This is a genomic window from Streptosporangium sp. NPDC003464, from assembly GCF_053588315.1.
In genome coordinates this window covers 80,963-103,244 of sequence record NZ_JBSFPS010000002.1, presented here as the reverse complement: position 1 = coordinate 103,244, position 22,282 = coordinate 80,963, and the positions used below count along the sequence as shown (strand labels likewise).

At 67.6% G+C, this 22,282-nt stretch carries 14 protein-coding genes; 8 read left to right on the top strand and 6 right to left on the bottom strand.

Annotated features, from left to right (window positions below; all coding sequences use genetic code 11):
• Positions 1-775: 775 nt before the first annotated feature.
• The 5 genes from ACWDS7_RS00930 to ACWDS7_RS00910 form a co-directional block, all read right to left on the bottom strand.
• Entirely contained in the window at positions 776-1,429 is a 654-nt protein-coding gene (locus tag ACWDS7_RS00930; protein WP_451927521.1) for a hypothetical protein, read from the bottom strand.
• The gene (locus ACWDS7_RS00925) at positions 1,416-6,284 is read right to left on the bottom strand and encodes a hypothetical protein (RefSeq protein WP_451927520.1); all 4,869 of its coding nucleotides are present in this window, start codon (positions 6,282-6,284) and stop codon (positions 1,416-1,418) included. Before ACWDS7_RS00925 ends, ACWDS7_RS00930 begins: the two co-directional genes overlap by 14 nt.
• Positions 6,285-6,857: 573 nt before the next feature.
• On the bottom strand, positions 6,858-7,061 hold the full coding sequence (locus ACWDS7_RS00920) for a hypothetical protein (RefSeq protein ID WP_306876168.1): 204 nt from the start codon (positions 7,059-7,061) through the stop codon (positions 6,858-6,860).
• A 787-nt stretch (positions 7,062-7,848) separates the two neighbouring features.
• Positions 7,849-8,760, bottom strand: coding sequence for a hypothetical protein (locus ACWDS7_RS00915; RefSeq protein ID WP_451927519.1), 912 nt, complete (start codon positions 8,758-8,760; stop codon positions 7,849-7,851).
• Positions 8,757-9,785, bottom strand: coding sequence for a ParA family protein (locus ACWDS7_RS00910; protein ID WP_451927518.1), 1,029 nt, complete (start codon positions 9,783-9,785; stop codon positions 8,757-8,759). Before ACWDS7_RS00910 ends, ACWDS7_RS00915 begins: the two co-directional genes overlap by 4 nt.
• Positions 9,786-10,978: 1,193 nt before the next feature.
• Between ACWDS7_RS00910 and ACWDS7_RS00905 the strand changes: the two genes are divergently transcribed.
• A complete protein-coding gene (locus ACWDS7_RS00905) occupies positions 10,979-11,677 on the top strand; it encodes a hypothetical protein (protein WP_451927517.1) in 699 nt (232 codons plus the stop codon).
• Between the two features lie 646 nt (positions 11,678-12,323).
• On the opposite strand, the gene ACWDS7_RS00900 is transcribed toward ACWDS7_RS00905, so the two are convergent.
• Positions 12,324-12,671: a histone-like nucleoid-structuring protein Lsr2 gene (locus ACWDS7_RS00900; protein ID WP_451927516.1), complete on the bottom strand. Its 348-nt coding sequence runs from the start codon at positions 12,669-12,671 to the stop codon at positions 12,324-12,326.
• A gap of 1,204 nt (positions 12,672-13,875) precedes the next feature.
• Between ACWDS7_RS00900 and ACWDS7_RS00895 the strand changes: the two genes are divergently transcribed.
• The 7 genes from ACWDS7_RS00895 to ACWDS7_RS00865 all read left to right on the top strand — a co-directional run bounded on the left by ACWDS7_RS00895 (position 13,876) and on the right by ACWDS7_RS00865 (position 22,254).
• The gene (locus ACWDS7_RS00895) at positions 13,876-15,225 is read left to right on the top strand and encodes a cation:proton antiporter (RefSeq protein WP_451927515.1); all 1,350 of its coding nucleotides are present in this window, start codon (positions 13,876-13,878) and stop codon (positions 15,223-15,225) included.
• A gap of 516 nt (positions 15,226-15,741) precedes the next feature.
• Positions 15,742-16,284, top strand: a complete 543-nt coding sequence (locus ACWDS7_RS00890; protein WP_451927514.1) for a SigE family RNA polymerase sigma factor — start codon at positions 15,742-15,744, stop codon at positions 16,282-16,284.
• 37 nt (positions 16,285-16,321) lie between these two features.
• Complete coding sequence (locus tag ACWDS7_RS00885) at positions 16,322-16,891, top strand: DUF5987 family protein (RefSeq protein WP_451927513.1); 570 nt, start codon at positions 16,322-16,324, stop codon at positions 16,889-16,891.
• Entirely contained in the window at positions 16,888-18,543 is a 1,656-nt protein-coding gene (locus ACWDS7_RS00880) for an FAD-dependent oxidoreductase (RefSeq protein WP_451927512.1), read from the top strand. The genes ACWDS7_RS00885 and ACWDS7_RS00880 overlap by 4 nt, the downstream gene beginning before the upstream one ends.
• Positions 18,544-18,558: 15 nt before the next feature.
• Complete coding sequence (locus ACWDS7_RS00875; RefSeq protein WP_451927511.1) at positions 18,559-19,668, top strand: carboxymuconolactone decarboxylase family protein; 1,110 nt, start codon at positions 18,559-18,561, stop codon at positions 19,666-19,668.
• A complete protein-coding gene (locus ACWDS7_RS00870; protein ID WP_451927510.1) occupies positions 19,665-21,317 on the top strand; it encodes a DHA2 family efflux MFS transporter permease subunit in 1,653 nt (550 codons plus the stop codon). Before ACWDS7_RS00875 ends, ACWDS7_RS00870 begins: the two co-directional genes overlap by 4 nt.
• Before the next feature lie 139 nt (positions 21,318-21,456).
• A complete protein-coding gene (locus tag ACWDS7_RS00865; protein WP_451927509.1) occupies positions 21,457-22,254 on the top strand; it encodes a TIGR03084 family metal-binding protein in 798 nt (265 codons plus the stop codon).
• Positions 22,255-22,282 lie beyond the last annotated feature (28 nt).

Sequence of the window (22,282 nt, the reverse complement as noted above, 5' to 3'; positions counted from 1 at the left end):
GCGTATGCCGTTCTCGGGCGGCGGCCCCGGCGAGCCATCCGGCGAGGAGCTCGGCCAGTGCTTGGGCCACGTCGGTGAGGTGGCGGCTGAGCCCGGGCGCTGAAGCGCCCGGTTCGGAAGTGCAGATGATCACATGAGCTAGCCGTACAACAATCTTTGTACTTCAAGCTCAACCGTTTCAGCTATTCATTAGCAAGCCTAACGAATAGCTGAAACCCGCTACTCAAGGGTCTGAACTGGCATTTCAAGGAGAACATCCGCCTGCAAGCCATCACCTGATCTCCGCAGGCCGCAGTGCTCACACAGTCAGTCTGTGCCCCTCCCCGCAGACCTGAGATCGGCAACCTGCCGGCCGGCTCTACCGCACCTTTCAGAGTAGAGCCAGCAGCGATACCCCTCACGGCCAAGCCAGCTCGCGGGCTTATGGCATCAACTCTGCTCGTCAACCAAGTTACATGGAACTACCTTATTAAACTGATACTGCTAACCACTAAACGCATCTGTCTAACAGCTCGATGCGGCGCCCATCCGGTGACGTGACCGCCTGTGTTGGTCAGGACCCGGATTGCTCGGCCCTATAAGCCTGGTTGATTCGATCCTCCAAGCAGGAGCACCCCAGCCAGCCCGATTGCGACCACTTTGATTCGATCCCAGCCCCCATGGGCTGACCACCACCCATCACGCATGAACCGCTGTTCGGGTGACGGGCGGTGGTCAGCACCGCCTAAAGTCTCAAGGCTGTGACGGCATGACGAGGTGGTTGCTCATCCGGCGTTCAGCTGGTCATATCGGCTCTGAAGTCCAGACCGCTCATGTCCTCGAAAACCCAGTCCGGTTCGGTTTCCTCTTCGTCCCAGCCGGTCAGGCCGTAAGCTCGGGCAAAGCCCTGGTTGAAGGCGTTGTAGGCGGCGTCTTCTCCGTTGGCGAGCCAGGCGTCGATCGTGTTCCCTGCCACCTCGGAGTCAATGTGGTAGTCGTCAAACCTGCGTTTGCGGCGGTATTGCGCCTCCGCGCTCAGCGGACCGCAGACCGCCGTACCTGACATCCGCATGCCGCGGCTGCGCATCAGTGACTCACGCCGGGTTCCTAGGATCTGGCGGCGTCCCTGGGGAGTGGCTCGTACGCGGTCTGCGACTGTACGGAGGGCATTGAGGGCGTCGGGTTGGGGCGCTCGGATACGCTGGCGGCCGGTCTGGGTGATCCAGCGTTCGACCGTACGGGGGGCGCGGCCCACGATGGGGGCGATGGCGCGTGCGATCGCGGCCTTGCTGGCCCCGGGGGAAACACCGACTGATCGGGCCGCGATGCGGACCAGCTCGGGGACGCTGTTCGGGTCATGTCCGGTGATCATCCGGTAGACCTCATCCCTGTTGGCCCTGGCGTAGCCGGCGAGGTCGGGGTTGGAGACGCGTTCGTCACCCCGAGGCATGCCGGCCTCGGCTCAAGTCGGAGGGGGCGCTGGTGGTCAATGGTGTCCAATCGGCGGCGGGGGTCAGGACGTTGTAGGGGAAAGGCTTGCGGGAGGCGAGCAGCTCGGCGACGTCTTCCAGCCGGGCTGAGGCCTTGTGTTTGACCTGGCCCAGGCGTAGTCCTGTCTCCAGAGGTGCTGGGCAGGCGGTCATCGGGTCGGGGTCGGCGGAGGCGAACAGCACGTTGTCGGTGTCGATGACGGCCAGTGGGAAACGTCCGCTGACCTCGCCGATCTTCACGAGTTTGCGGAGCAGGTTCGCCCGTGCCTGGGCGATGATCGTGTGACGCCAGTCGGGCCGGTGGAAGAGCTTGCCTTCGCGGTATTGGGAACTGCCCAGGGCGCCGATGGTCGCCTTGTAGACGTCTTTGACTGCTTCCAGCAGTGGCCCGGCGTCGGTGTCGCCTTCATCGCGTAGCTGAAGCAGGTGGAGCCGGGCCTGGTCGATGGTGGTGCCCCATTTGTTGAGGTAGGTCGTCTTGCGTTCCCAGACGTAGGCCTCAATGATGTCCGGCTCCAGGTCGAACAGGTCCGCCGCGACTCGCAGGGTGGGTGAGGTGAACCATGCTGTGCCGTCCTCGCGGGGGCGGGCCAGGTTCACGAAGGGTGTGGGCAGTGTCCAGGTGTCCCAGTGGGGGACTTTGATCAGCCAGTAGCCGGCCCTCTTGGGGTCGAACCGTAGCGGTGTCTTGTCATCGGCGACGAAGTGGTCGACACCGTCAAGTCCCAGCGGGGCATGCATCGCAGCCGACAGGAACATCGAATTGAAGTCGTAGGCGTGAAGGAAGGGCATGTCGACTTCGGCGCCGCGTGGTGGCCGGGACCAGCTGTTGTGCCCTTGATAGTCGCCTTCGCCGGGAAGTTTTGCGGGAGGGATCGGTTCGACCGGCTCGGTGACGACAATTTTCCGGTCGGTATCGCACAAGGCGATCAGGTCTTCTCCGGTGGCGGCGCTGGAGACGCGGAATGGCAGGCCGAGTCCGGTGGCGTAGCGCTGCAGGCGTTCGGCCAGGGTTGGGGGGGTGGGGTCGTCGGCCAGCAGGGTGTCCATACCTGCGGCCTCCACCAGGGGGATCAGGCACAGCAGAGCTCCGGCGCCGTCGGCGCGCCACATGCGTATCCATGGGACGAGTTTTTCGGTGGCGGCCCGGCTCACTCTCCAGCCGACCGGGAAGGACGAGGTGATGAATGGGTGGTTGGCGGCTTCGGCGAGGACCTTCTCTTGGTCGCGGATCCGTTCCGGGAGGTCGACGGGGAGGCCGACCTGGCGGATCAGGTCGGCGGTCATCCAGATCTGGCCGACCTCGGGAAGGGTCTTGCCGCCTCCCCAGCCCAGGCGCAGGTCGACTGCGAGCTCGGCCAGCTGGCCGAGGTGGGTGAGCGGGGCGGGTAGGTCGATCACCTCTCCGCCTGGTAGATGGATGCCGCTGACGTCGGCCACCGCCGCCGGTGCTCGCCAGCGCTGTCCGGTGGGTGCGGGCTGTGGTGCGGGGGACTGCTCGCCGGTGTGGTCGAAGGGGGTGTCGGTGTGGGAGGTGGCTTCGGGAAGTTCGCAGGTGACGTGGACGACGATGTCGTCGAAGGTCACCACGCACGGGTCGCCGCAGACCACACAGGGCTGAGCCTCGGTCAGCAGCTGCGATCTCATGTCCGGATCCTCTTTCTGGGGACCAGCGGTTCGGTGTGCGGCGGTCTCGGGGCTGGTGACGTCCGTGGGCTCGATGGGGAGGTTCTGGGCAGACCTCTCGCCAGGGGTCGTCGTCGCGTCGTGGACTAGCTTCACCGGAGGGCCGCCCGCGTCGGGGGCAGGGCCTGGGCTTTCTTCGTCATCGTCATCGGTGCCGAAGCCGAAGACCTTGGCCTCGGACAGATCCCAGACTCGGGGGCGGTCGCCACCGGGCATCGTCCGTGGATGTGTCCGGCGGATCTTGTTGCCGTGGATGAGGACTTTCAGTGCTTCTGTCTCTTCCAGTGCTTCTCCGGTCGAGTACATCGTTTCTTCGTAGGCGTCGCCCATGGCGGCGGCCAGCTGCCGGATCGCGGCCAGGGTGAGCTTGGGCTCCAGGTACAGGCGGCGGCCTTCGTCGGTGTCGGCGTAACAGCCGATCAGCTGGCGTCCTGGTCGCATCGTCGAGATCGCGCGTCCCTGGCTGTCCAGTCGGCCGTCCTGGTCTACGTGGTAGCCGTAGCGGGGAGCGACGTCGGAGTGTGGTGCGGTTCCGTTCTGGCTGGTGATGTAGCCGTAGCGGCCGCGGAGGACGGCGGCGATCATCGACAGGATCTTGTGGCCGTGGCTGACCGGCTCATCGGGGTGGGACTGGGAGTCGCCTGCCGCGGTCAGGCCCTTCCAGGCCTGTTCCCATGTCTGGTCTGCCTGGGCGCTGGTGTAGACGCCGATGTCGACGAGGTGGTCGAGCATGGCCCGCCAGCCGGCCGCCAGATTGGCCAGAGCCTCGGCGGTCCGTTCGGCGTATCCGGCCTCCCGCCAGGCCCGAGCATAGTCCAGCAGGCGCTGCTGGGTCAGCTCCAATACCTGTTCGCGGCGGCCGGCGATCCAGCGGATGAAGGAGGCCATCACCAGGGCGCGGCCGTGTCGGGAAGTCTTCTCCCACAGTGCCTCGCGGACCTCAGTGGCGATCTCGCCCTTGCGGAAGGGGACCGTAAGGGCCCGCTCGGTCGCGCTGGCCGCTGACGGTCCGACCTCTCCGGTGACGATCAGCGAGCCTCGTGGCGGGGTGGGTGTGCGCAGCTCGGCCTCGCGGTCCAGCCGGTCCCTTGTCTCACCGTTGTATTGAAGGCGGATGATGCCGCCCAGGCGTTCGGCGGCTGCGCGCATCGAACGGTCCGGGGCGGCGTCGTCGGCGAGAGTGAGGGTGTCGCGCATCAGGTAGAGGGTCCTGGCGGCGGCGTTGGCGGTGGCGCCGCGTTCGGACAGGGAGATCACCGAGGCGTCGAACGGCAGGTCGGGGGCGAAGTGGTGCAGAGCGACCTTGGCCATTGAGGTCTTGTAGGAGCCCTTGCCGCCGATCAGGGCGACCGCCGGCGCGGTCCGGGTGATCGCGGCCCGGTAGGCGATACCGGACAGGACCGCGCCGATCCGTGGCGGCAGCAGTTCCAGCAGCCCGGTGGAATGTTGTGCGGCGGCGGCCAGTGCGGTGCGCTCCCCGTCGCGGGAGGGTGGCTCAGGCAGGCGGTAGAGGGCCAGCTTGTGCGGGAAGTGCGTGGGCACGTTCACCGGGCCGTCGGCGCCGATGCCGCCACCGGCGTGCACGTAGATGTCGCCGTCAGGGGTGGGGATCCAGCCGGGTGCGTTGTGCAGCACCTGGACTTCGGCCAGCGGGCTGGTCATGCGGATCGCGTCACGGATGCGGGCCAGGCCGCCGCGGGAGGAGTCGTAGGTGACACCCGGCCAGGGCAGGTCGTCCAGCCAGGTGCCCTTGCCGAAGTCGTCCCGGTTGACGCGCAACTGTCGTATCTCGCCGGGTGCCTTGGGGTGTTCCAGCTCCATCAGGTATCCGCTGGTCACCGGTGGGTCGTCCGGGTCCACCAGGCTGCCGCGCTGCTCCACCCGGATGATCCGTGCGGTGCAGCCCAGCACGGTGTCGTAGGTGATGGTGCCCTTGACCCGGTCGTGGCGCACCCGTACTAGTTCGCCGTGGCGGACCATGTAGGTCGGTCGCTGGTTGGGCTGTTCGGGAGTGCTGCCGCCCGGGCCTCCGTCACCTGGGCCTCCGTCGTCGCCTTCCCCGTCGCCGTGCAGCAGCCGCAGGGCCGGTCGGAACTCCTCCAGAAGGGCGCCTGCGGCCAGGTGGGCAGCCGCGGTGATGCCCGCGGTGGGCTCCACGACCCGGATTGTCGCGGCCACTTCGGCCAGACGGCCCATGATGTCGCGGGCGCAGGCGTAGCCGCCGGTGTCACGGTCGGCCACGACCACCACGGAGGCGTCGGTCAGCAGGGCGGCCAGTTCGGGACGCCAGGCCAGGGCGCAGGCTCCGGCGGCCTCGATCGCCGTGGCGTTCTCGGCTGTGATGGCCAGATACAAGGCCTCGCCGCGGGCGGCTGCCAGCCGTATGCGTAACTGGTCCTCGTTGAGTGTCTGAAGCTCCTGGAGGCTGCGTCCGGCCTCCAGGTGGTCGGTGACGTCGTTGCCCGTCACGGGCTCTGCCACGCGTATTGAGGCGGTGAGCGGTGCCAGCTCTGCCAGCAACCGCCGCGCACGGGCGTAGCCGGCCGCGTCGCGGTCGGCCACGATCACCACATGCGCGCCCGTCAGCTGGCGTGTCAGGCTCTCGTGCCAGTTTCCCGCGCCCGAGGCGTTGGTCGTACCGCACACTCCGGCAGCGGTCAGGGACTCGCTGTCTTTTTCCCCTTCGGCCAGGAAGACCGGCCGGTCGGCGGCGATCGCCTCCAGGACCTGGGGCAGTCGGTAGAGGACCTTCCGCTCGGGCGCGCCCGGCACCCAGCGGCTGGAGTCCGGATCCCAGTGCTTCTGGGAGAAGGACTTGCTGTGGCCGTGCTCGTAGCTCCGTTCTTTACGGATCACCTGGCCGACTCGCAGGCCGTGCTCGTCGAAGTAGGTGTAGGTGGCCACCTGCCGCCAGCCGCTGGTCGGTCTTCCCAGGGTGGGCTTGGCCGTTCTGGCAGGGACGCCGCCGGTCGCGGCGGCCGGGGTGGTCGGCCGTAGCCGGCGTCGCTGGCGTGCGGGCTGGGAGGTCCGGTCGAGCTTGGACGGGACGGGATCGTCCCACAGGTCGCTCATCCGCAGATCTGCGGCCTCCACGATGAGTTCGATGGCGCAGCCGGCATGACAGTGCATCAGAGTCTGCCCGTTACGCCAGCTGATCGATACTGACGGGCTGTCGTCTTCGTGGATGGGGCACTGCACCTGTGCCTGGTCGCCGCGCGGACGCACGACGGAGCCGAGGCGATCAAACGCCTCAAGCACGCGTCGCAGCGATGCTCGCGGTTCGACGGCCAGCACGGTCACTGGGGCAATTCCTCCTGTCACAGACCTCGTAGCCTGTGTTACGACCTGTTACTCCAGACGGGCTTTTGCGTCCCCGGATGTCGCGTGAGGAGGTCCCCAGCTGCTTGTCCGGACAGGCGCCGATGCGGGCCTGTAGGGCAAACAACTTCAAAGGATCACGTCAAGGCGGTGGCAGGAGTGTGTGTGACACGGGCATTGTGAGTCACAGCTAGCTCGACACGCCGGGAGTGATCCCAATATGGGACTCGCCGGGCAAGACGGGCTACACTCTTAACTAGCTCCACGACGGAAGCCCGTCTGGTGCTAGCTCCACGACGGAAACCGGTCTGGGAAAACACGATTCCGCGTGATTCTTTGTGGGACCCCCTGCGGCGCCAACCGCGGGGGTTCTTCATTTGTGGCCTACGCGCTGAGAGACATCGCCTCCCAGTCGACGTTGGCGAGAATCGCAGCCAGCAGATCGGCCTGTGACATGCCACGGCGCTCGGCCTCCTGCTTGAAGCGCTGAGCATAGGGCACAGGGACCTCACCCTTGACTAGTTTGCGAGGGCCCTTCGAAGGACGCCCCATCTTGGCCTTGCCCTTGATCTGGGTCTCGCTCTCCATGTGACCATCTTTCCAGTACTAGAAAGTCGAATGCGACTGTTTCCGGTTCTTCGGCGTGTCGCGGCTGCCTTCCACCAGTATCCACCTGCATCTGACGCTCCAGCCTGGCCTTCAAATGACTTCGATCCGGTTGCTCACGGTGTGACATCACCCCAGGCGGCAGGGTGTCGCGCTGCAGGTGACGTAAGGATCTCTCATCGAGCCGTCGCCGATGTAGAAGTCTCGAAAATCGCCTCATCGAATCCTTAGAACCGAAGCGCTCCTCCTGGGCCGGCACGTTTCCGCAGTTCAGGGCGCCCTTTGAGGTGATAGTTGTGCAGACAATCATGTAGAGGAGAGATTCTGCGCCTGAACGCAACATGGTCTCCAAAAAGTGGTGCAGTGGTGCAGCGGTGGACATCGATGCAGGTCAGAGGGGGTTTTTTGCTGCACCACCGGTGCACCACTCACCGGGTCCTGCACCACTTCCGGGGACCCTGCACCACTTCTAGATGGCTCCTGCACCACTTCTAGATGGCTGCTTCGGGTTCTAGATGGGTGGCTGCTCCGGGTTGAGCCGCTCAGTGATGTCGGTGCCCATCGGATCCGGGATCGATCAGGGGACCCTGTGAACGGCCGGGTGGGAGGGGAAAACAGAGCGGCGGCCGGGCGGACCCACCTTCAAAGGTGGGTCCGCCCGGCCGCCGGTGAGCCAGGAGTGCTGAACACATGATGGTCGACGACCGTCGGTATCGAGCTGCGACAGGGGGCGGGAGGGCTCGGAGCCGATCAGCGGCTGAGTGCCGGACTATCCCCGTGTCTCGGGGTCGTCGTCAAGGAGGTATGCCTCGACCGCCACCGACACCAGGGTGGACAGATGCTCGGCGCCGGTCTCCGTGACCAGCTCGTTCAGGACCTCGATCTCCGCCGGGCGCAGCTGGACCGGCCACAGGACACGGCGCGCCCCAGGCTCCGACTTGGATCGCAGGTTGACGCGAGTGGGGAACCTGGAGCCCTTCGGCCGTGTGACCTCGAGGCGCGCTTTCACCAGCGGTGATAGGACGTCCTGCTCCAGGGCATGGTCGATCGCATCCATGGCCAACCGGGCGTAGTCGATCTTTTCTGCCCGGGCCACGTCTCTGGCCTTCTTCTTGGCCTCGGGCGTCAAGTAGACGCTGACCTGCTCCGGTGTCTGGTAGCCCGATGGCCTGGTCGCGGCCGTCGCCCGGGAGCGGGGGCGTGGTGCGGTCTTCCGCGCAGGTCTGGTCGCGTCGGCCGGCTGTCGCTGAGATGGCCGCGCGGCGGACAGAGGTGCCTCGTCCTGGACCGGCTCCGTGCCCGCGGGCTCAGAGGAGGCGTCGCTCTCGACGGCCTGTTCTGGGGCCGTCTCGGCCGGTGCCTGACCGTCGGGGGTGGTGGGGGCAGGGCCCGCTTCTTTCACGGGCTCCTGGGCCCCGTCAGGAACGGCAGCGGGTGTGCTGGCGGGTGCCTCGGGGATCTGCGAGGCAGGAGTGGGGGCGACTTCCTGCACCGGTGAGGTCTGCACAGAGGCCACCTGCACCGGTGGCGCCTCAGGGGAAACCGTCTCAGGGGCCTGCTCCGGTGCAGGCTGAGCGACCAGGCTGGTCAACGCGCTGCTGCCCCTGCGTCCCCGTTGCCGAGTCATCCCGGTCAGCCGCGGTGTGGGTGGCTTCTCGTCGAAGAAGTCGGTGGTGGTCATGCGTGCGCCTCCGCCTCGAGCTCGAGAGCCCGCTTGATGATCTCTGCTGTGACCTCTTCTATCTCGATGGCGGAGGTCTCGGCGGATTCCACGCTGAGGTTGAGCTGGTGTCGCCGGGAGTGTTCTTTCCAATCCTCACCAGCGGTGAGATCGGCGAGTTCGGTGAAGGTCTTGCCGCGCTTGCGGCACTCGCGGGCCACCTTGACGGCACGGGTGATCACGGTCTGGAGGATCGGTATCCCGGAGTCGCCCAGGACCTCGGTGATCTCGCGTCGGGATTCGGCGAGGAAGCCGATCTCGCGGACGCCGATCACTTCTCCTTCGGCGTCCTTGACCTTACGGAGATTGGTGCGGTCGAACCCGAACAGCAGCACGCCGAGCGGGGTAAGGGACGGGTTGAGCCGTGCCGAGGCCTCGAAGACGTCGCTGACGCCCTCCAATCCCTGGATGCTGCCCTGGTCGAAGCAGACGGGGATCAGGACGTATTCCGCCGCGACGGCGGCGAGGTACTGAAGGTCGACGATGTTGGGCGGGCAGTCGATCAAGATCCACTCGTAGTCGTCGGATATCTCCGCGATGGCCTGAGCGAGGGACAGCATGATCTCTCGTCCCGGATCCATCGAGCGAGTCCCGATGATGGACGCGGTGATCCTCTTGAGGACCTTGCCGCCGGGGATCACATCCAGGTTGGGGCGCACGTCCCGGATGACGTGGAGAGGTCCGGTGCCCTCCACGACGTTGATGATGCTCTGGCCTTGGTCGTCGCCGGTCCTGCCCTGGTAGCCCAGGTCGAGGCCGAGATTGCCCTGCGGGTCGAGGTCGATGCAGAGGATCCGCTTGCTGGAGCCCGCGGCCGCAAGCGCGGTTGCGAGCTGGCCCCCCACGTTGGCCGTGGTGGTGGTCTTTCCCGCGCCGCCCTTGTTGTTCAGGATGATGATGACCCGTTTGAGCTTGGGACGGATCAACTCCACCATCTGCTGGACAGTCATGCTGTTCAGCGCTGCGGTAGCCAGAGGGAAGTTCATCGGTCTGTTCTCCTGCACGCTCTACCGGGTCAATGAGTGCTTGTTCCGCCTCGTGGACGACGCAGCAGTGTAGTGCGCGTCCCTACGAACAACGAAGTGCCTCCTTTATTAGCAGATTCGTGGTGCGATCGACCAGATTACGGGCGGCGTGTCCGGTCAGTGACTCTACTGCTCCCCGAGCCAGATCCTGCTTCGTTCCTCTGGGCACTCGATCACGCTGACACATGCCCAGGTAACCGGTCCATGGGCTGAACGGTTGCCCTCACGTCCTATTGGCCAGTGACATGCCCTATGGGTCACCCTCTGCGCTGACCGATGGGACACACACTCACACAGCCAGGCTTCAGAGCGATGAGTTAAGTGTGCGCACTAACTATGCAACTCCCTATTGACCTATTGATCTTAATGCCTGCTTCTAGGACTATCTTAATCTCTATCTGTTAGCATTTTTTCATACCTGCTTTAATTACTATTTAAATAACGATCGTTATAAATATCTTCATATCTATTATAAATATTATTCATAACACTTTTTTAGGCATTATTGATATAAATATTTTGAACCCTCTTGTCGCACCTACTTCAACACCTATTACCTGGATTGACCTGGGCAAACACTGCTTGAAGCGCTGTGTCGACACTCTTGATCGCTCTTCGTGTTTCGTTAACCTTCACTCCAGCAAGCTCCATATCCAACTCAACCATGAGATGAGTCACACTGCTCTTTGCTATAAAGCTCCTGCGCATGATGGAGTCACGAAGATTCTGCCTGCAGGACGTGTTGGTATGGAGAGGTCACTTCACTTCGTACATCGACCGTGCTCAGTAGGGGGTCCAGCAGGTCTGGCCATCCTCCTTGTCTGCAAGGGCCGGGCAGCGTCTCCGCATGGCCGCTCCCCGCTCCGGCCGCCCTCGTTCAGCGGCTCGACGCGGTGAAATCGGCCAGCGCACGGCGACTAACGGAGGACACGGTGGCCCATGGAGGAGAGGCCGTCCCAAGCGATGGGACCGCCAGACAGAGGTCTCCTGACGACTCTCGCCAGGGCTCCGGCTTTCTGAGGGCGGCAGGAAGAGGGCCGACCGGTATGACGGTGAGTGCAAAGACTCAGACGATGCGCGAAGATTGATTCAGTGCGACTACCTCAACCGGTGTACTCCGGTAACGCCTGATCGCATGTAACTACCGGTCGCCCATGCCGACCCTGATGACGAGGACCGTGATGCCTGAACTCGGCGACAGCAAGGATCCGGTGAGCCCGCCTACCGGCGGTCCGCGAAGGGCGCCGAGAGCCCGCGGGAACAAGCGCGCCGGCCAGGAGGGGGCCGGACCCGGCGAGCCCGAGACCGCAGCAACGGCACCGGCCGACAAGCCGCGCACCACCCGCACGCGTAGGCAGACCAGCGCGTCCCCGGCCGCCACCGGTGGGAAATCCACCGGCAAGCCCGCCGCGGACAAATCTGTTGCGGACAAACCTGTTTCCGGTAAGCAGCCGTCAGCCCGCCGGAGGCCCGAGCCGGTGGCGGGCATGTCGGCTGAGGAACGGGCCGCGGCCCGGGCGGAACTGATCGAGGACGGCCTGCGGAAGAAGCCCACGTCCGTGACGATCTCCAACAGGCTGCTCGAACGTGCCAAGGCAGCCGTCTACGGCGCCGGGGCCAAGGCCTATGTGGCGGGCGAGGACTATGACGGACCGGCGAGCTTCGCGCAGCTGGTGGAATTCGGCATCGCCGACTGGGTGCTCGACCTTGAGCGGCGCTTCAACGACGGGAAGCCGTTCCCGACGGTCTACCGGCTGCCCCCCGGCCCCAGCGTGGTCGGTGCGCAACGGGGAGCGGCGCTGCGCAAGGCCAAGCGGCAGGCCGCCGCCGAGGCCGACGGGGAAGAGGAATAGGGCGGCGCTCCGGAGATCAAGGTGATGCCTGCCGGGCAGGAGCGGCGGCCGTGGCCCCGTGCCCGGCCTGCCGACACCTCACGGTTTCAGCACGTTGGAAGGTGGTCGTTTCCCCGGCACCGGATCATGATGGTCTATCGACGACTTCAGGAGTGCCGGTGAGAATCACCCATCGGGCCTGTCCCATCTGCGGGCGCCGCTGTCTGCGGTCTGCGGCCCATACCCGGCGGCACCGGCCGCGTCACATCGGCCAGGGGTGATCCGGACGGCCTCTCGCTCAAAAAATCCGAGCCCGAGCGGGCCTGGTGAGGATCCCGGCCGGCCGTAGGCCCTCGGCGGTCCGCGCTGGTCCTCGCCGACCCGGCGGCCCGTGCCGATCTGCCGGCTGAGACGGCGGTGTGACCGGGGCCGGGCAAGCCGGCCGGTGCCCGCCGATCCCCCGAAGTGGCGGAACGGCGGGCATGAACTGAGCAGGATCTTGCCGGACGGCTGTCCGCGCCCGTCGCCTCCGGTGCGGTGCGGGCAGGCATGGGCCCGGCATCGCCGAGGGTCGCCGGCCTGCATGGTGCGGCCCGAGCCGGGACGGCGGTGCGTGTGCACACATCAGGCTCATCCCCTCGAGGAGCAGAGGGCGGCCCTCGTGGATTCAGTGTGCGTTCTTGTATTTCTCCAGGATCGAGGCGGAGATCCGTCCGCGCTCGCTGACGGTGAGCCCCTGCTCCTTCGCCCACGTTCTGATCGCGGTGGAGGCGTCCCGATTCGGCTTGCCACCGCCGTTGCCGCCGTTGCCGCTCTGGCGGCGGCTCTGGGCTCTCTCCTGACGCACCGGCCGGGCGGCGTTGATGAACCGGGCAAGCGCTTTGCGCAGTTCGTCGCTGTTCTTGTCCGACAAGTCAATCTCATACTGGTCGCCGTCGATGGCGAAGGTGACGTTTCTCGCCCCCTCGGTGCCGTCGATGTCGTCGGTGACCTTCTCAATGATTTGCTTGGCCACGCCCCGCTCCAAGTGGTCTGGATGTCTTCGGTATATTTCGGTTCAGAGGGTGTACGGGTCGTTACCCGTGTTGTCACCCTTCAATCTCTCGGCCCGCCGTGCGGACTCAATGATTCTGCACCGGGAAGCAGACGGGCACCACGCCGATCACCGCAGGCTCGTCTGCCGAAGATTCAATCATGTTACCCCCGTGTTCATGGTGTGAGAATCCTCAGAGTTGAATAGATTGTATGGGGCCGAAGATTTGTCAGTTTATTCCTGTATGCGGACACGATTGCCTGTTCACATGGCGCGCCGGAGGTGGGGGGCGCCGCGACCGCAACCGGGTGGACGTGGGCTGTCTGGCCCTGTCCTTCCGCGGTCAGGCGCGGTGTGTGCCGGTCCTTGAGTGTCACCGGCCGGCCGGGAGGGATCTCCGGCGATTGCGCCGTCAGGCCCGGCTGGGACGGGGTCGGGGTGCGGTTCTGATATCCGGTCACGGGGTGGCGCCGGAGGGCTGAATCCTGTGTAATTGTGTGCCGGAGAGCGCATCGCAATTCAGAAGATGCGACGGGGATTACCTTGTTTATGATGTGTGGTGAAAGTCCACGCCATGTGTCGCACACGGACGGAGATCAGCCACTGCTACGGCCGCCCGGGTCATGGACGGATGCAGGTGTCGTGACCTGACGCGTCGGCCACCGCATTGCAGGACGTGGCAGGGCGAGTTCAGTGACTACGAGGTCCTTTCCCTCGGTTAAGGGTTGCCATGACCGTTCCAGTGCTGAAGTCCGCGGGCCCGCCGCGATATTCGGTCCGGGGAGATTCGCCGTATTGGCCGTCCTCGGACTGCGCCTGTTCATGGGCGCCGGTCCCGCTTTCATGTGCGCCGGTCCCGCTGTTTTGACCACGCCGTGCATTCCGGCTCGGCCGGCGGATCCGGAAGGGTTCGCCGCCCCGCGCGGCACGGTTCCGGTGCGGACCCGAGGCCTGGACCGGGTGCACGACGGCCGCCGCGTGGCCGCGCCGCCCGTCACGGCCTTCACCGGTTCGCCGCCCGTGACCTGGCCCGCCGCGAGCAGGTCACCGCCTTCCGTGCACCGGTCGGCAGCTGTGGGTCCGGGCCGGTGGCCAGGGTGATGCATCGCCCCGCCCGGCCGTTGGAGCGCGGCCACGACGGCGCGCTGGATTTTGGCCGGCCCGGTGCCGGCGGAAGGAGAAAACGGTGCTCGTCTCGATGAACACGCCGATTGCGCCGATCGCGGCGCACAATCTACTGATCTTCCTGTTGCAGATCGGCCTGCTGCTTCTGCTGGCTCACGTCCTCGGCCGGTCGGCCGTCCGGCTGGGCATGCCCGCCGTCGTCGGAGAGCTGTTCGTCGGTGTGGTGCTGGGACCCTCGTTCCTGACGCATGTCGCGCCAGGGGTGTCGGCCTGGCTGTTCCCGGCACAGGCCGAACAGTTTCACCTGTTGGACGCCATCGGCCAGATAGGCGTGCTGCTGCTGGTCGGCATCACCGGCATCCACATGGACATGGGCCTGGTGCGGCGGCGAGGCCTGACCGCGGCCGGGGTCAGTCTGGGCGGGCTGGTGGTGCCGCTCGGGCTCGGCATCGGGGTGGCCTTCCTGCTGCCCGATTCGCTGATCCCCAAGGGCACCGACGTCACGGTCTTCGCGCTCTTTCTGGGGGTGGCGATGTGCGTCAGCGCCATCCCGGTCATCGCCAAGACGTTGATGGACATGAAGCTGCTGCACCGCAACGTCGGGCAGCTCACGCTGACCGCGGGCATGATCGACGACGCCTTCGGCTGGTTCGTGCTCTCGATCGTCTCGGCCATGGCCGTCAAGTCCCTCACCGCGGCAACGGTCTTGACTTCGCTGGCCTACCTCGTCGCGATCATCGTCTTCGCGCTCACACTCGGACGCCCGCTGGTCCGCGGCGTGCTGCGGCTGAGCGGGCGTTCTGAGGATCCGGGACCCACCGTCGCCACCGCCGCCGTGCTGCTCCTGCTGGCCTCCGCCGGCACCCACGCCCTGGGGCTGGAGGCCGTCTTCGGCGCCTTCGTCATGGGTATCCTCATCGGCTCCGCGGGCCGGGTCGACCCGGCCAAGCTCGCCCCGCTCCGCACGGTCGTGCTCTCCGTCTTCGCGCCGATCTTCTTCGCCACCGCCGGTCTGCGGATGGACCTGACCGCGCTGGCCAGGCCGGAGGTCCTTCTTTCCGGGCTCGCCGTACTGGCCATCGCGATCGTCGGCAAGTTCCTCGGCGCCTATGCCGGAGCCCGGCTGAGCAGGCTGAACAAGTGGGAGGCGCTGGCCCTGGGCGCGGGGCTGAACGCCCGTGGCGTCATCGAGGTCGTCGTCGCGATGGTCGGCCTGCGCCTGGGCATCCTGAGCTTGGAGGCTTACACGATCGTCATCCTGGTGGCGATCGTGACGTCGCTCATGGCCCCGCCGATCCTGCGGATCGCCATGTCCCGGGTCGAGCAGCGGGTCGAGGAGAAGATCCGTGAGAACGAGCACGCGGCCTGGGAGAGGCAGGGCGCCACGAGCGATTCCAATCCCATCCCCTGACGGGTTCTTCACCGGGTCCGTCAGCCACGGGCCTCACCACCGGCCTCGGTCCCGGTCCATCGGCGCTGTGAGAGGTCGTCGGGCCGGGCCGGGGTTCACCGCTGCACGGCCGGCGGCGGCTCAGTCGCCGGTCGCCGGCCTCCTGGATGTCACACGCGGTGAGACGCGCATGACGCTGCACCGCGGGTGGATTTCTGAAGTGACCAGGACATGTCGAATTATCACTCGTTGTGGGTGAATTTTATTTTTCAAGTGATATGCCGACGGTTTCGAATATCGGTGATGTGAAACGCGCGGAGCCCGTGGTGGGCGGACCGCGCTGAATGTTTTTCCGGGCTCCTGCAATGCCGTGCGAGGGGGCAGGTAGGGGCGGGATAGGGGTTGCCGCTACGGGGGAGCACGTCGAATTCTGATGATACCGACCTAATACCTATCAAATTCGGCGACGCTGTGCGTCGTTTTTCAGGATCTCCCGCCTGGCGCCGGGATCCGTTCACCGTGATGGGGTGTGAGCAGATGGCGGAGGCTCGCGATGACGAGTTCTCGCGCTACGTCAAGGAGGCCAGACCCGCGCTGCGGCGGATGGCGTTCCTCCTCTCCGCCGACTGGTACGAGGCCGACGACCTCGTCCAGCGGACGCTGATCGCGCTCCACCTGCGCTGGGACACCCTGAAAGACCGTGACAAGCTCGCCGGCTACGCACGTGTGATCATGACCCGGCTGATCATCAGCGATCGCAGGTCCCATCGCTGGTCCCACGAGATCCTCCACGACCTGCCGCCCGAGTCCGATTCCACACCTGATCCGTACGCCTTCCTCGGCGACCGTCTCCTGCTGATGAGAGCACTCGCCGACCTCGCGCCCCGGCAGCGGGCCACCGTCGTCATGCGCTACTGGGAGGACCGCAGTGTCGAGGAGACGGCGCGGGCCATGGGCAGCCGGTGTTCGACGGTGCGCAGCCAGACCGTCCGCGCGCTGGCCACTCTCCGCCTGGCGCTGCAGGCCGGGGCGGACGGCAATCCAGAAGATGCACCGGGCGCGAGGGCGCCCGGACGATGAAGCGGATCGGAGCCGAATGAGACGCGAGGAAACGCCTATGCCATCGCCAACATCGGACGCAGAGCAGGCCAGGACGATGACACTCGAGGCGTTCGCGGACACGATCATCCCGGGTGAGAAGAGATCGCCTGACGACAGAGCCATCGCGGGCGTCAGCACCGGCGGCGGCGCGGTGGCGGCCGGCGCCATCGAGCTGCTGGAGTGGGACGCGACCGGGCTGAGCAGCGGACTGGACGACTTCGCCCGCCTGCTGAACGACCACGCGCGGGAGTACGCGGCCGGGTACAGGCTGGTTCTCGACGAGTCGGTGCCGCCCTTCGTCGCGCTGGCCTTCCAGCACCGCACCGCCCTGGTGCAGCGGCTGACCTCGCCCGGCCACCCGGAGAAGCCGTTCTGGGTCAGTCTCGCCCTGTTCAGCAACATGGCCTTCGACTCCGCGGCTCACATGCACACCGCCGACGCGCTTGCGGCGGGGCATCCCGGCCTGACCGCGATGGGCATCACCCCGCCCGACCCCGACGGTCTGTGGCGCTTCCCCGAATACTCCTACGGCCGCCAGCTGGCCAGCCCGCACCCGGACACGACCCCTTCAGGGAGCCCCGCATGACCAGCACCGAACGCACCGACGTCCTCGTGGTCGGCAGCGGCTTCGGCGGCGCGATCGCGGCCTATCACCTCGCGGCCGGCGGCGCGCGGGTGGTGGTGCTCGAGCGCGGGCCGTGGCTGAGCGGAAACGACTTCGAGCACGACTACAAACTCGGATCGTCCTACACGCGGGCGTTCGACTTCGTCGTGGGCGACGGCATGAGCCTGCTGGGCGGAAACTGCGTGGGCGGCGGCAGCGTCGTGTACTTCGCCGCGATGCCCCGCGCGCCGCGCTTCGTCTTCGAACGCCGTGGCAGCATCGGCAGGCGGATGTGGCCGTCGGCCGTCAGCCGCGACACCCTGGAGCCGTGGTACGACCGGGTGGAGGAGGCGATCCCGGTCACCAAGCAGGACTGGAGCGACGCCACCTACGCAGGAGGGCTGTGGGCGGCGGCCTGCAACCACGCGGGCCGCACGGCCAACCCGCTGCCGGCCGCCATCGACAACAGCAAATGCACCAACTGCAACTGGATGATGGCCGGCTGCCGCTTCGACGCCAAGCGTTCCCTGCTGTTCAACTACCTGCCTGCGGCACTCGCGCACGGCGCCGAGATCCGGCCGCTGCACGAGGTGCAGAAAATCTCCAAGACCGACGACGGCGACTACCGGGTGCACTACAACGTCGTCGACGACGAGGACTACCGGGTCCAGGCCGACAGCGGGACGATCGACGCCAAGATCATCGTGCTTGCGGCCGGTGCCGGTGCCACCCCCGTCATCCTGCAGCGCAGCGAGGCGACGCTCGGCACGATGCCGCACGCCGTGGGCAGATACTTCTCGGGCAACGGCGAGCGGCTCAACACCGTCGTCTTCGACGAGGACCGGGTGCGCGATGTCCTCGGCCTGACCCGGGGCGATGGCCTGGCCTACGAGGCCAACCAGATCGGCAAGGGGCCGACCGTCGCGAGCTGGGACCGCCTCGACGGCTCGCTGCCGGAATACTCCCGCTTCTCGCTGGAGCAGCTCTACTTCCCACCCGGTCTGGGCACCATCCTCGCGCAGGTGCCCGGCGCGGTCGGCCCGAGCTGGTTCGGCCTGGAGAAGAAGGAGCTCCTCAAGCGCTGGCGCTCCTGGCTGATCATCTTCCAGATGACGGAGGACGACAACGAGGGGGTCTTCGGGCCACCCCCGGCCACCGGCAACGCCGACCGGCTCTCGCAGCAGATGCTCGGCGTCGGCCGGCTCCGCTACGACCCGACCCCGAACACGCTGCGCGGCTGGGCCCAGGCGGACGCCGAGGTGAAGGACATCGTGGAGCGCGACGGGCTGGCCAAGGTGGCGCCGTGGACCAACGACGTGGTCGGCGCCTACACCGTGCACCCGCTGGCCTCCTGCCGCATCGGCGACGACCCGGGCACCTCGGCGCTCGACGACCGTAACGAGCTGCGGGGCCATCCCGGCATCTTCGTCACCGACGGCTCCGCCGTACCGGGGGCGCTGACGGTCAACCCCGCGATGACCATCGCCGCGCTCGCCGAGCGCGCCGTGCCGGGCATCGTGCAGGCCGCGCAGCAGCGGGGCGTGCAGGTCACCTACGGCGCGCCGTCGCCGGACGGCGCCACCAGCGGGCGGAGCGGAGTGGCACCGCTGCTGCCCACTCTGCTGCACCGCTGAGGAGAGGAGCGAGCGATGGGCAGGATCCTCACCCCCGTGGCACGGCGGAGCGCGCTGTCCCAGATCCGCCACGTCTCCGCGGTCAGACCAGGCGCCGCGCTGGATCTCGTCGGGAGAGTCTACGGGCAGGTCGAACGGGACTTCGGCATGCTGGCGCCGCCGGTGATCCTGCACTCGCCCGCTCCGGAACCCCTGGCGGCCTGCTGGCTGATGCTGCGGGAGTCACTCCTGGCCCAGGGGACGGTCAGCAGGGCGATCAAGGAGGCGGTGGCCGCCGCGGTGTCGATGGGCAACAGCTGCCCTTACTGCGTGGACGTACACAGCGCGACGCTGCACAGCCTCGTGCAGGGGCAGTACGCCGCCGAGATCGCCGCTGACCGCATCGAGGAGATCACCGACCCCGGGGTGCGCCGGATCGCCGCGTGGGCGCGGGCCAGCGACAGGCGGGAGACGGCCGCCCAGCACGAGCTGCCGTCACCGGCGGAGCAGGCTCCGGAGCTGGTCGGGGTGGCGGTCACCTTCCAGTACTTCAACCGCATGGTCAACGTGTTCCTGGACGAGTCCCCGGTGCCGCCGGAGGTGCCCGCCGGGATCCGCCCGGTCCTCATGCGGCTGCTGGGGCTGTTCATGAGGCCGGCGGCCCGCAGGGCTCACGCCCCCGGCGCGTCCCTCGGCCTGCTGCCGGACGCGCCGCTGCCGGCCGATCTGTCCTGGGCGGAGGGCACGGCCAACATCGCCGAGGCCTTCGCCCGGGCCTGCGCCGCCATCGAGCGGGGCGGCCGGCGTTCGGTGCCGGAAGACGTCCGGGATCTGGTCTCCGCCGAGCTGGCCGGGTGGAACGGCGGGCCGGCGGGGCTCAGCCGGGCCTGGGTCTCCGAGTCGGTCTCCGCCCTGCCGCCCGCCCAGCGGCCGGCCGGCCGGCTGGCGCTGCTGACGGCGATGGCCTCCTACCAGGTCGATCGGGCGCTCATCGACGACTTCCGGCGGGACAACCCCGACGACCGCGCGCTCGTCGAGCTCACCTCGTGGGCGAGCCTGGCCGCGGCGCGGCGGGTGGGCGGCTGGATGCGGACCGGGCCGGGGCTGCAGACCGCTCCGTCCACGGGGCCTCACCGGGCGACATGACCGCCCGGCCGGCACGCCCGAGTCCGTGGCTCGCGCTGGGCGTCCTCTGCATCGCCAACTTCCTGATCCTGCTGGACACCACCATCGTCAACGTCGCCGCGCCGGACATGATGAGGACGCTGGGGGCGGGACTCGACAAGGTGCTGTGGGTCCTGAACGGATACCTGCTGGCCTTCGCGTCGTCGCTGATCGTCTTCGGGCGGCTGGGCGACCTGCTCGGTCCCCGGGCCGTCTTCGTCGCCGGCCTCGGGCTGTTCACGCTCGCCTCGGCGCTGTGCGGCCTGTCCCAGACACCCGACCAGCTGATCGCCGCCAGGGTGCTGCAGGGTGTCGGGGCGGCGGCGCTGCTGCCGCAGGCGCTCGTGCTCATCTCGGCGATCTTCCCGCCCGAACGGCGCGGCGGGGCCTTCGGGATCTTCGCGGCGGTGGCCGGCGTCGCCTCGGTGAGCGGGCCGACGCTGGGCGGGCTCCTGGTCACCCGGCTGGGCTGGCAGTCGATCTTCTATCTCAACGTCCCCGTGGCGCTGGCCGGCATGCTGCTGGCGCTCCGCTACGTGCCGGGTCTGCGGCCGGGGGTGTCGCACCGCTTCGACCTGGTCGGCGTACTGCTGGCCACCAGCGGCCTGTCCGCGCTGGTGTACGGCCTGGTCGAGGGGGAGCGCCACGGCTGGGGAACGGTCGCGGGGCCGGTGACGATCCTCGGGATCCTCGCCGTCGCGGGGGTGCTGCTGGTGCTGTTCGTGCTGTGGGAACGCCGCCAGCCGGAGCCACTGCTGCCGCTGCGGCTGTTCCGCAACCGCAACTACACCATCGCCACGCTCATCACACTGATCATGTCGTTCTCGCTCTACGGGCTGCTGTTCGTCTTCATGATCGAGGCGCAGGCCGTACTGGGGATGAGCCCGCTGGCGGCGGGGGTCGCCGGGCTGCCCCTGACCCTCGCGCTGACCGTGGTCGCCCCGGCCGCGGGCCGGCTGACCGACCGGGTCGGCGGCCGGATCCTGCTCATCGTGGGCCTGGCCTGCTGTTCACTGGGCGTGTTCGCCGTCGCGGCCGTCTCGGCGACCTCGGCGACGGCGGCGACGTTCCTCGTCCCGTTCCTCGTCGTCGGCGTCGGCATGGGCCTGACGTTCGCCCCGGCGACGACGGAGGCGATGCGCGAGATCCCTCCGCGGCAGACCGGGGCCGCCTCGGGCGTGCTCAACACGGCGCGGCAGGTCGGTGCGGCCCTGGGCGCGGCCGTGATCGGGGCCGTCCTGCAGAACAGGCTGGCGGAGTCGCTGCTGCGGGAGGCGGGGGAGCGCCTGGCGCAGCTCCCGGAGGGGGTCCGGCAGGCGTATCTGGCCGGGCTGGGCGCAGGCGCCGCCCCCGGCGGACCCGCGGCCGGCCCGCCTGCCACGGGTCCGCCGCCGGGCGCCCTGCCGGTCGACGTCGCCGCCCGCTTCGCCCGGCTGACCCGAGAGGCCTTCGGTGAGGGCTTCGTGGCGGCCGGCAGGCCGACGCTGGGCGTCGTGGCCGCGGTGCTCCTGCTCGGCAGCCTGCTCGCGGTCTTCATGGTGCGGGGGCGGCGGGCGGTGGCCGCGCCGCGCCGCGACAGCACCCATGGAGAAGACAGCGTGATTTCCGCTGATGCATCCTTGATTCGATAACGCTGTTCCGAGGTGTTCTCATAATGCCGTCCGCGAGCGAGGTATTTCATTACGTGCTTTATCGGTCCGGCCGGCCGCGGCGGGCACGTGATCAAGGCATTCCGATCTGAATCTGATCGCCAAATGAGAGGACAGAGACGTGAGCGAGCTGGAGGGCGTGCTCAACGACCTGACCGCCGAGGGCGACGAACTCGCCCGGCTGGTGGCGGGGCTCGACGCGGAGCAGTGGCGGCTGCCCACTCCCGCACCCGGATGGACGATCGCCGACCAGATCGCCCACCTCGCCTTCATCTTCAGGCTGGCCGGGACGGCGGCATCCGACGCGGAGGCGTTCAAGGTCCTGGCCGCGGGGGCGGAGAAGGATTTCGACGGCGCGGTGAACGCCGCGCTCGCCGACTACAAGAACGACCCGCCGGAGGTGCTGCTCGACCGCTGGCAGGCCGAGCGCGAGGCCGTGGTCAAGGCGCTGGCCGCCGTCCCGCCGGGTGAGACGGTGCCCTGGCTGGTCAACCCGCTGCCGCCCGTCATCCTCGCGTGCGCCGGGATCATGGAGCAGTTCGCACACGGCCAGGACATCGCCGACGCGCTCGGCGTGCGCCTGGAGCGGACCGACCGGATCGGGCACCTGGTCGTGTTCGCGGTGCTGACCAGGGACTTCGGCTATCTGGCGCGGGGGCTGACGCCGCCGGCCGGGGAGTTCCGCTTCGAGCTCACCGCCCCCTCGGGACAGGTGTGGGCCTACGGGCCGGAGGACTCCGAGCAGAAGGTCACCGGGCCTGCCGTGGACTTCTGCCTGCTGGTGACCAGGCGCCGTCACCGCGACGACCTCGCGCTCACCGCCACCGGTGCCGAGGCCGACCACTGGCTGGACATCGCTCAGGCATACCGGGGACCGGCCGGGGCCGGCCGTTCCCCCGGGCAGTTCGCCGACGCCTGACAGCGCGCCGGGCACATCAGGTTCAGGG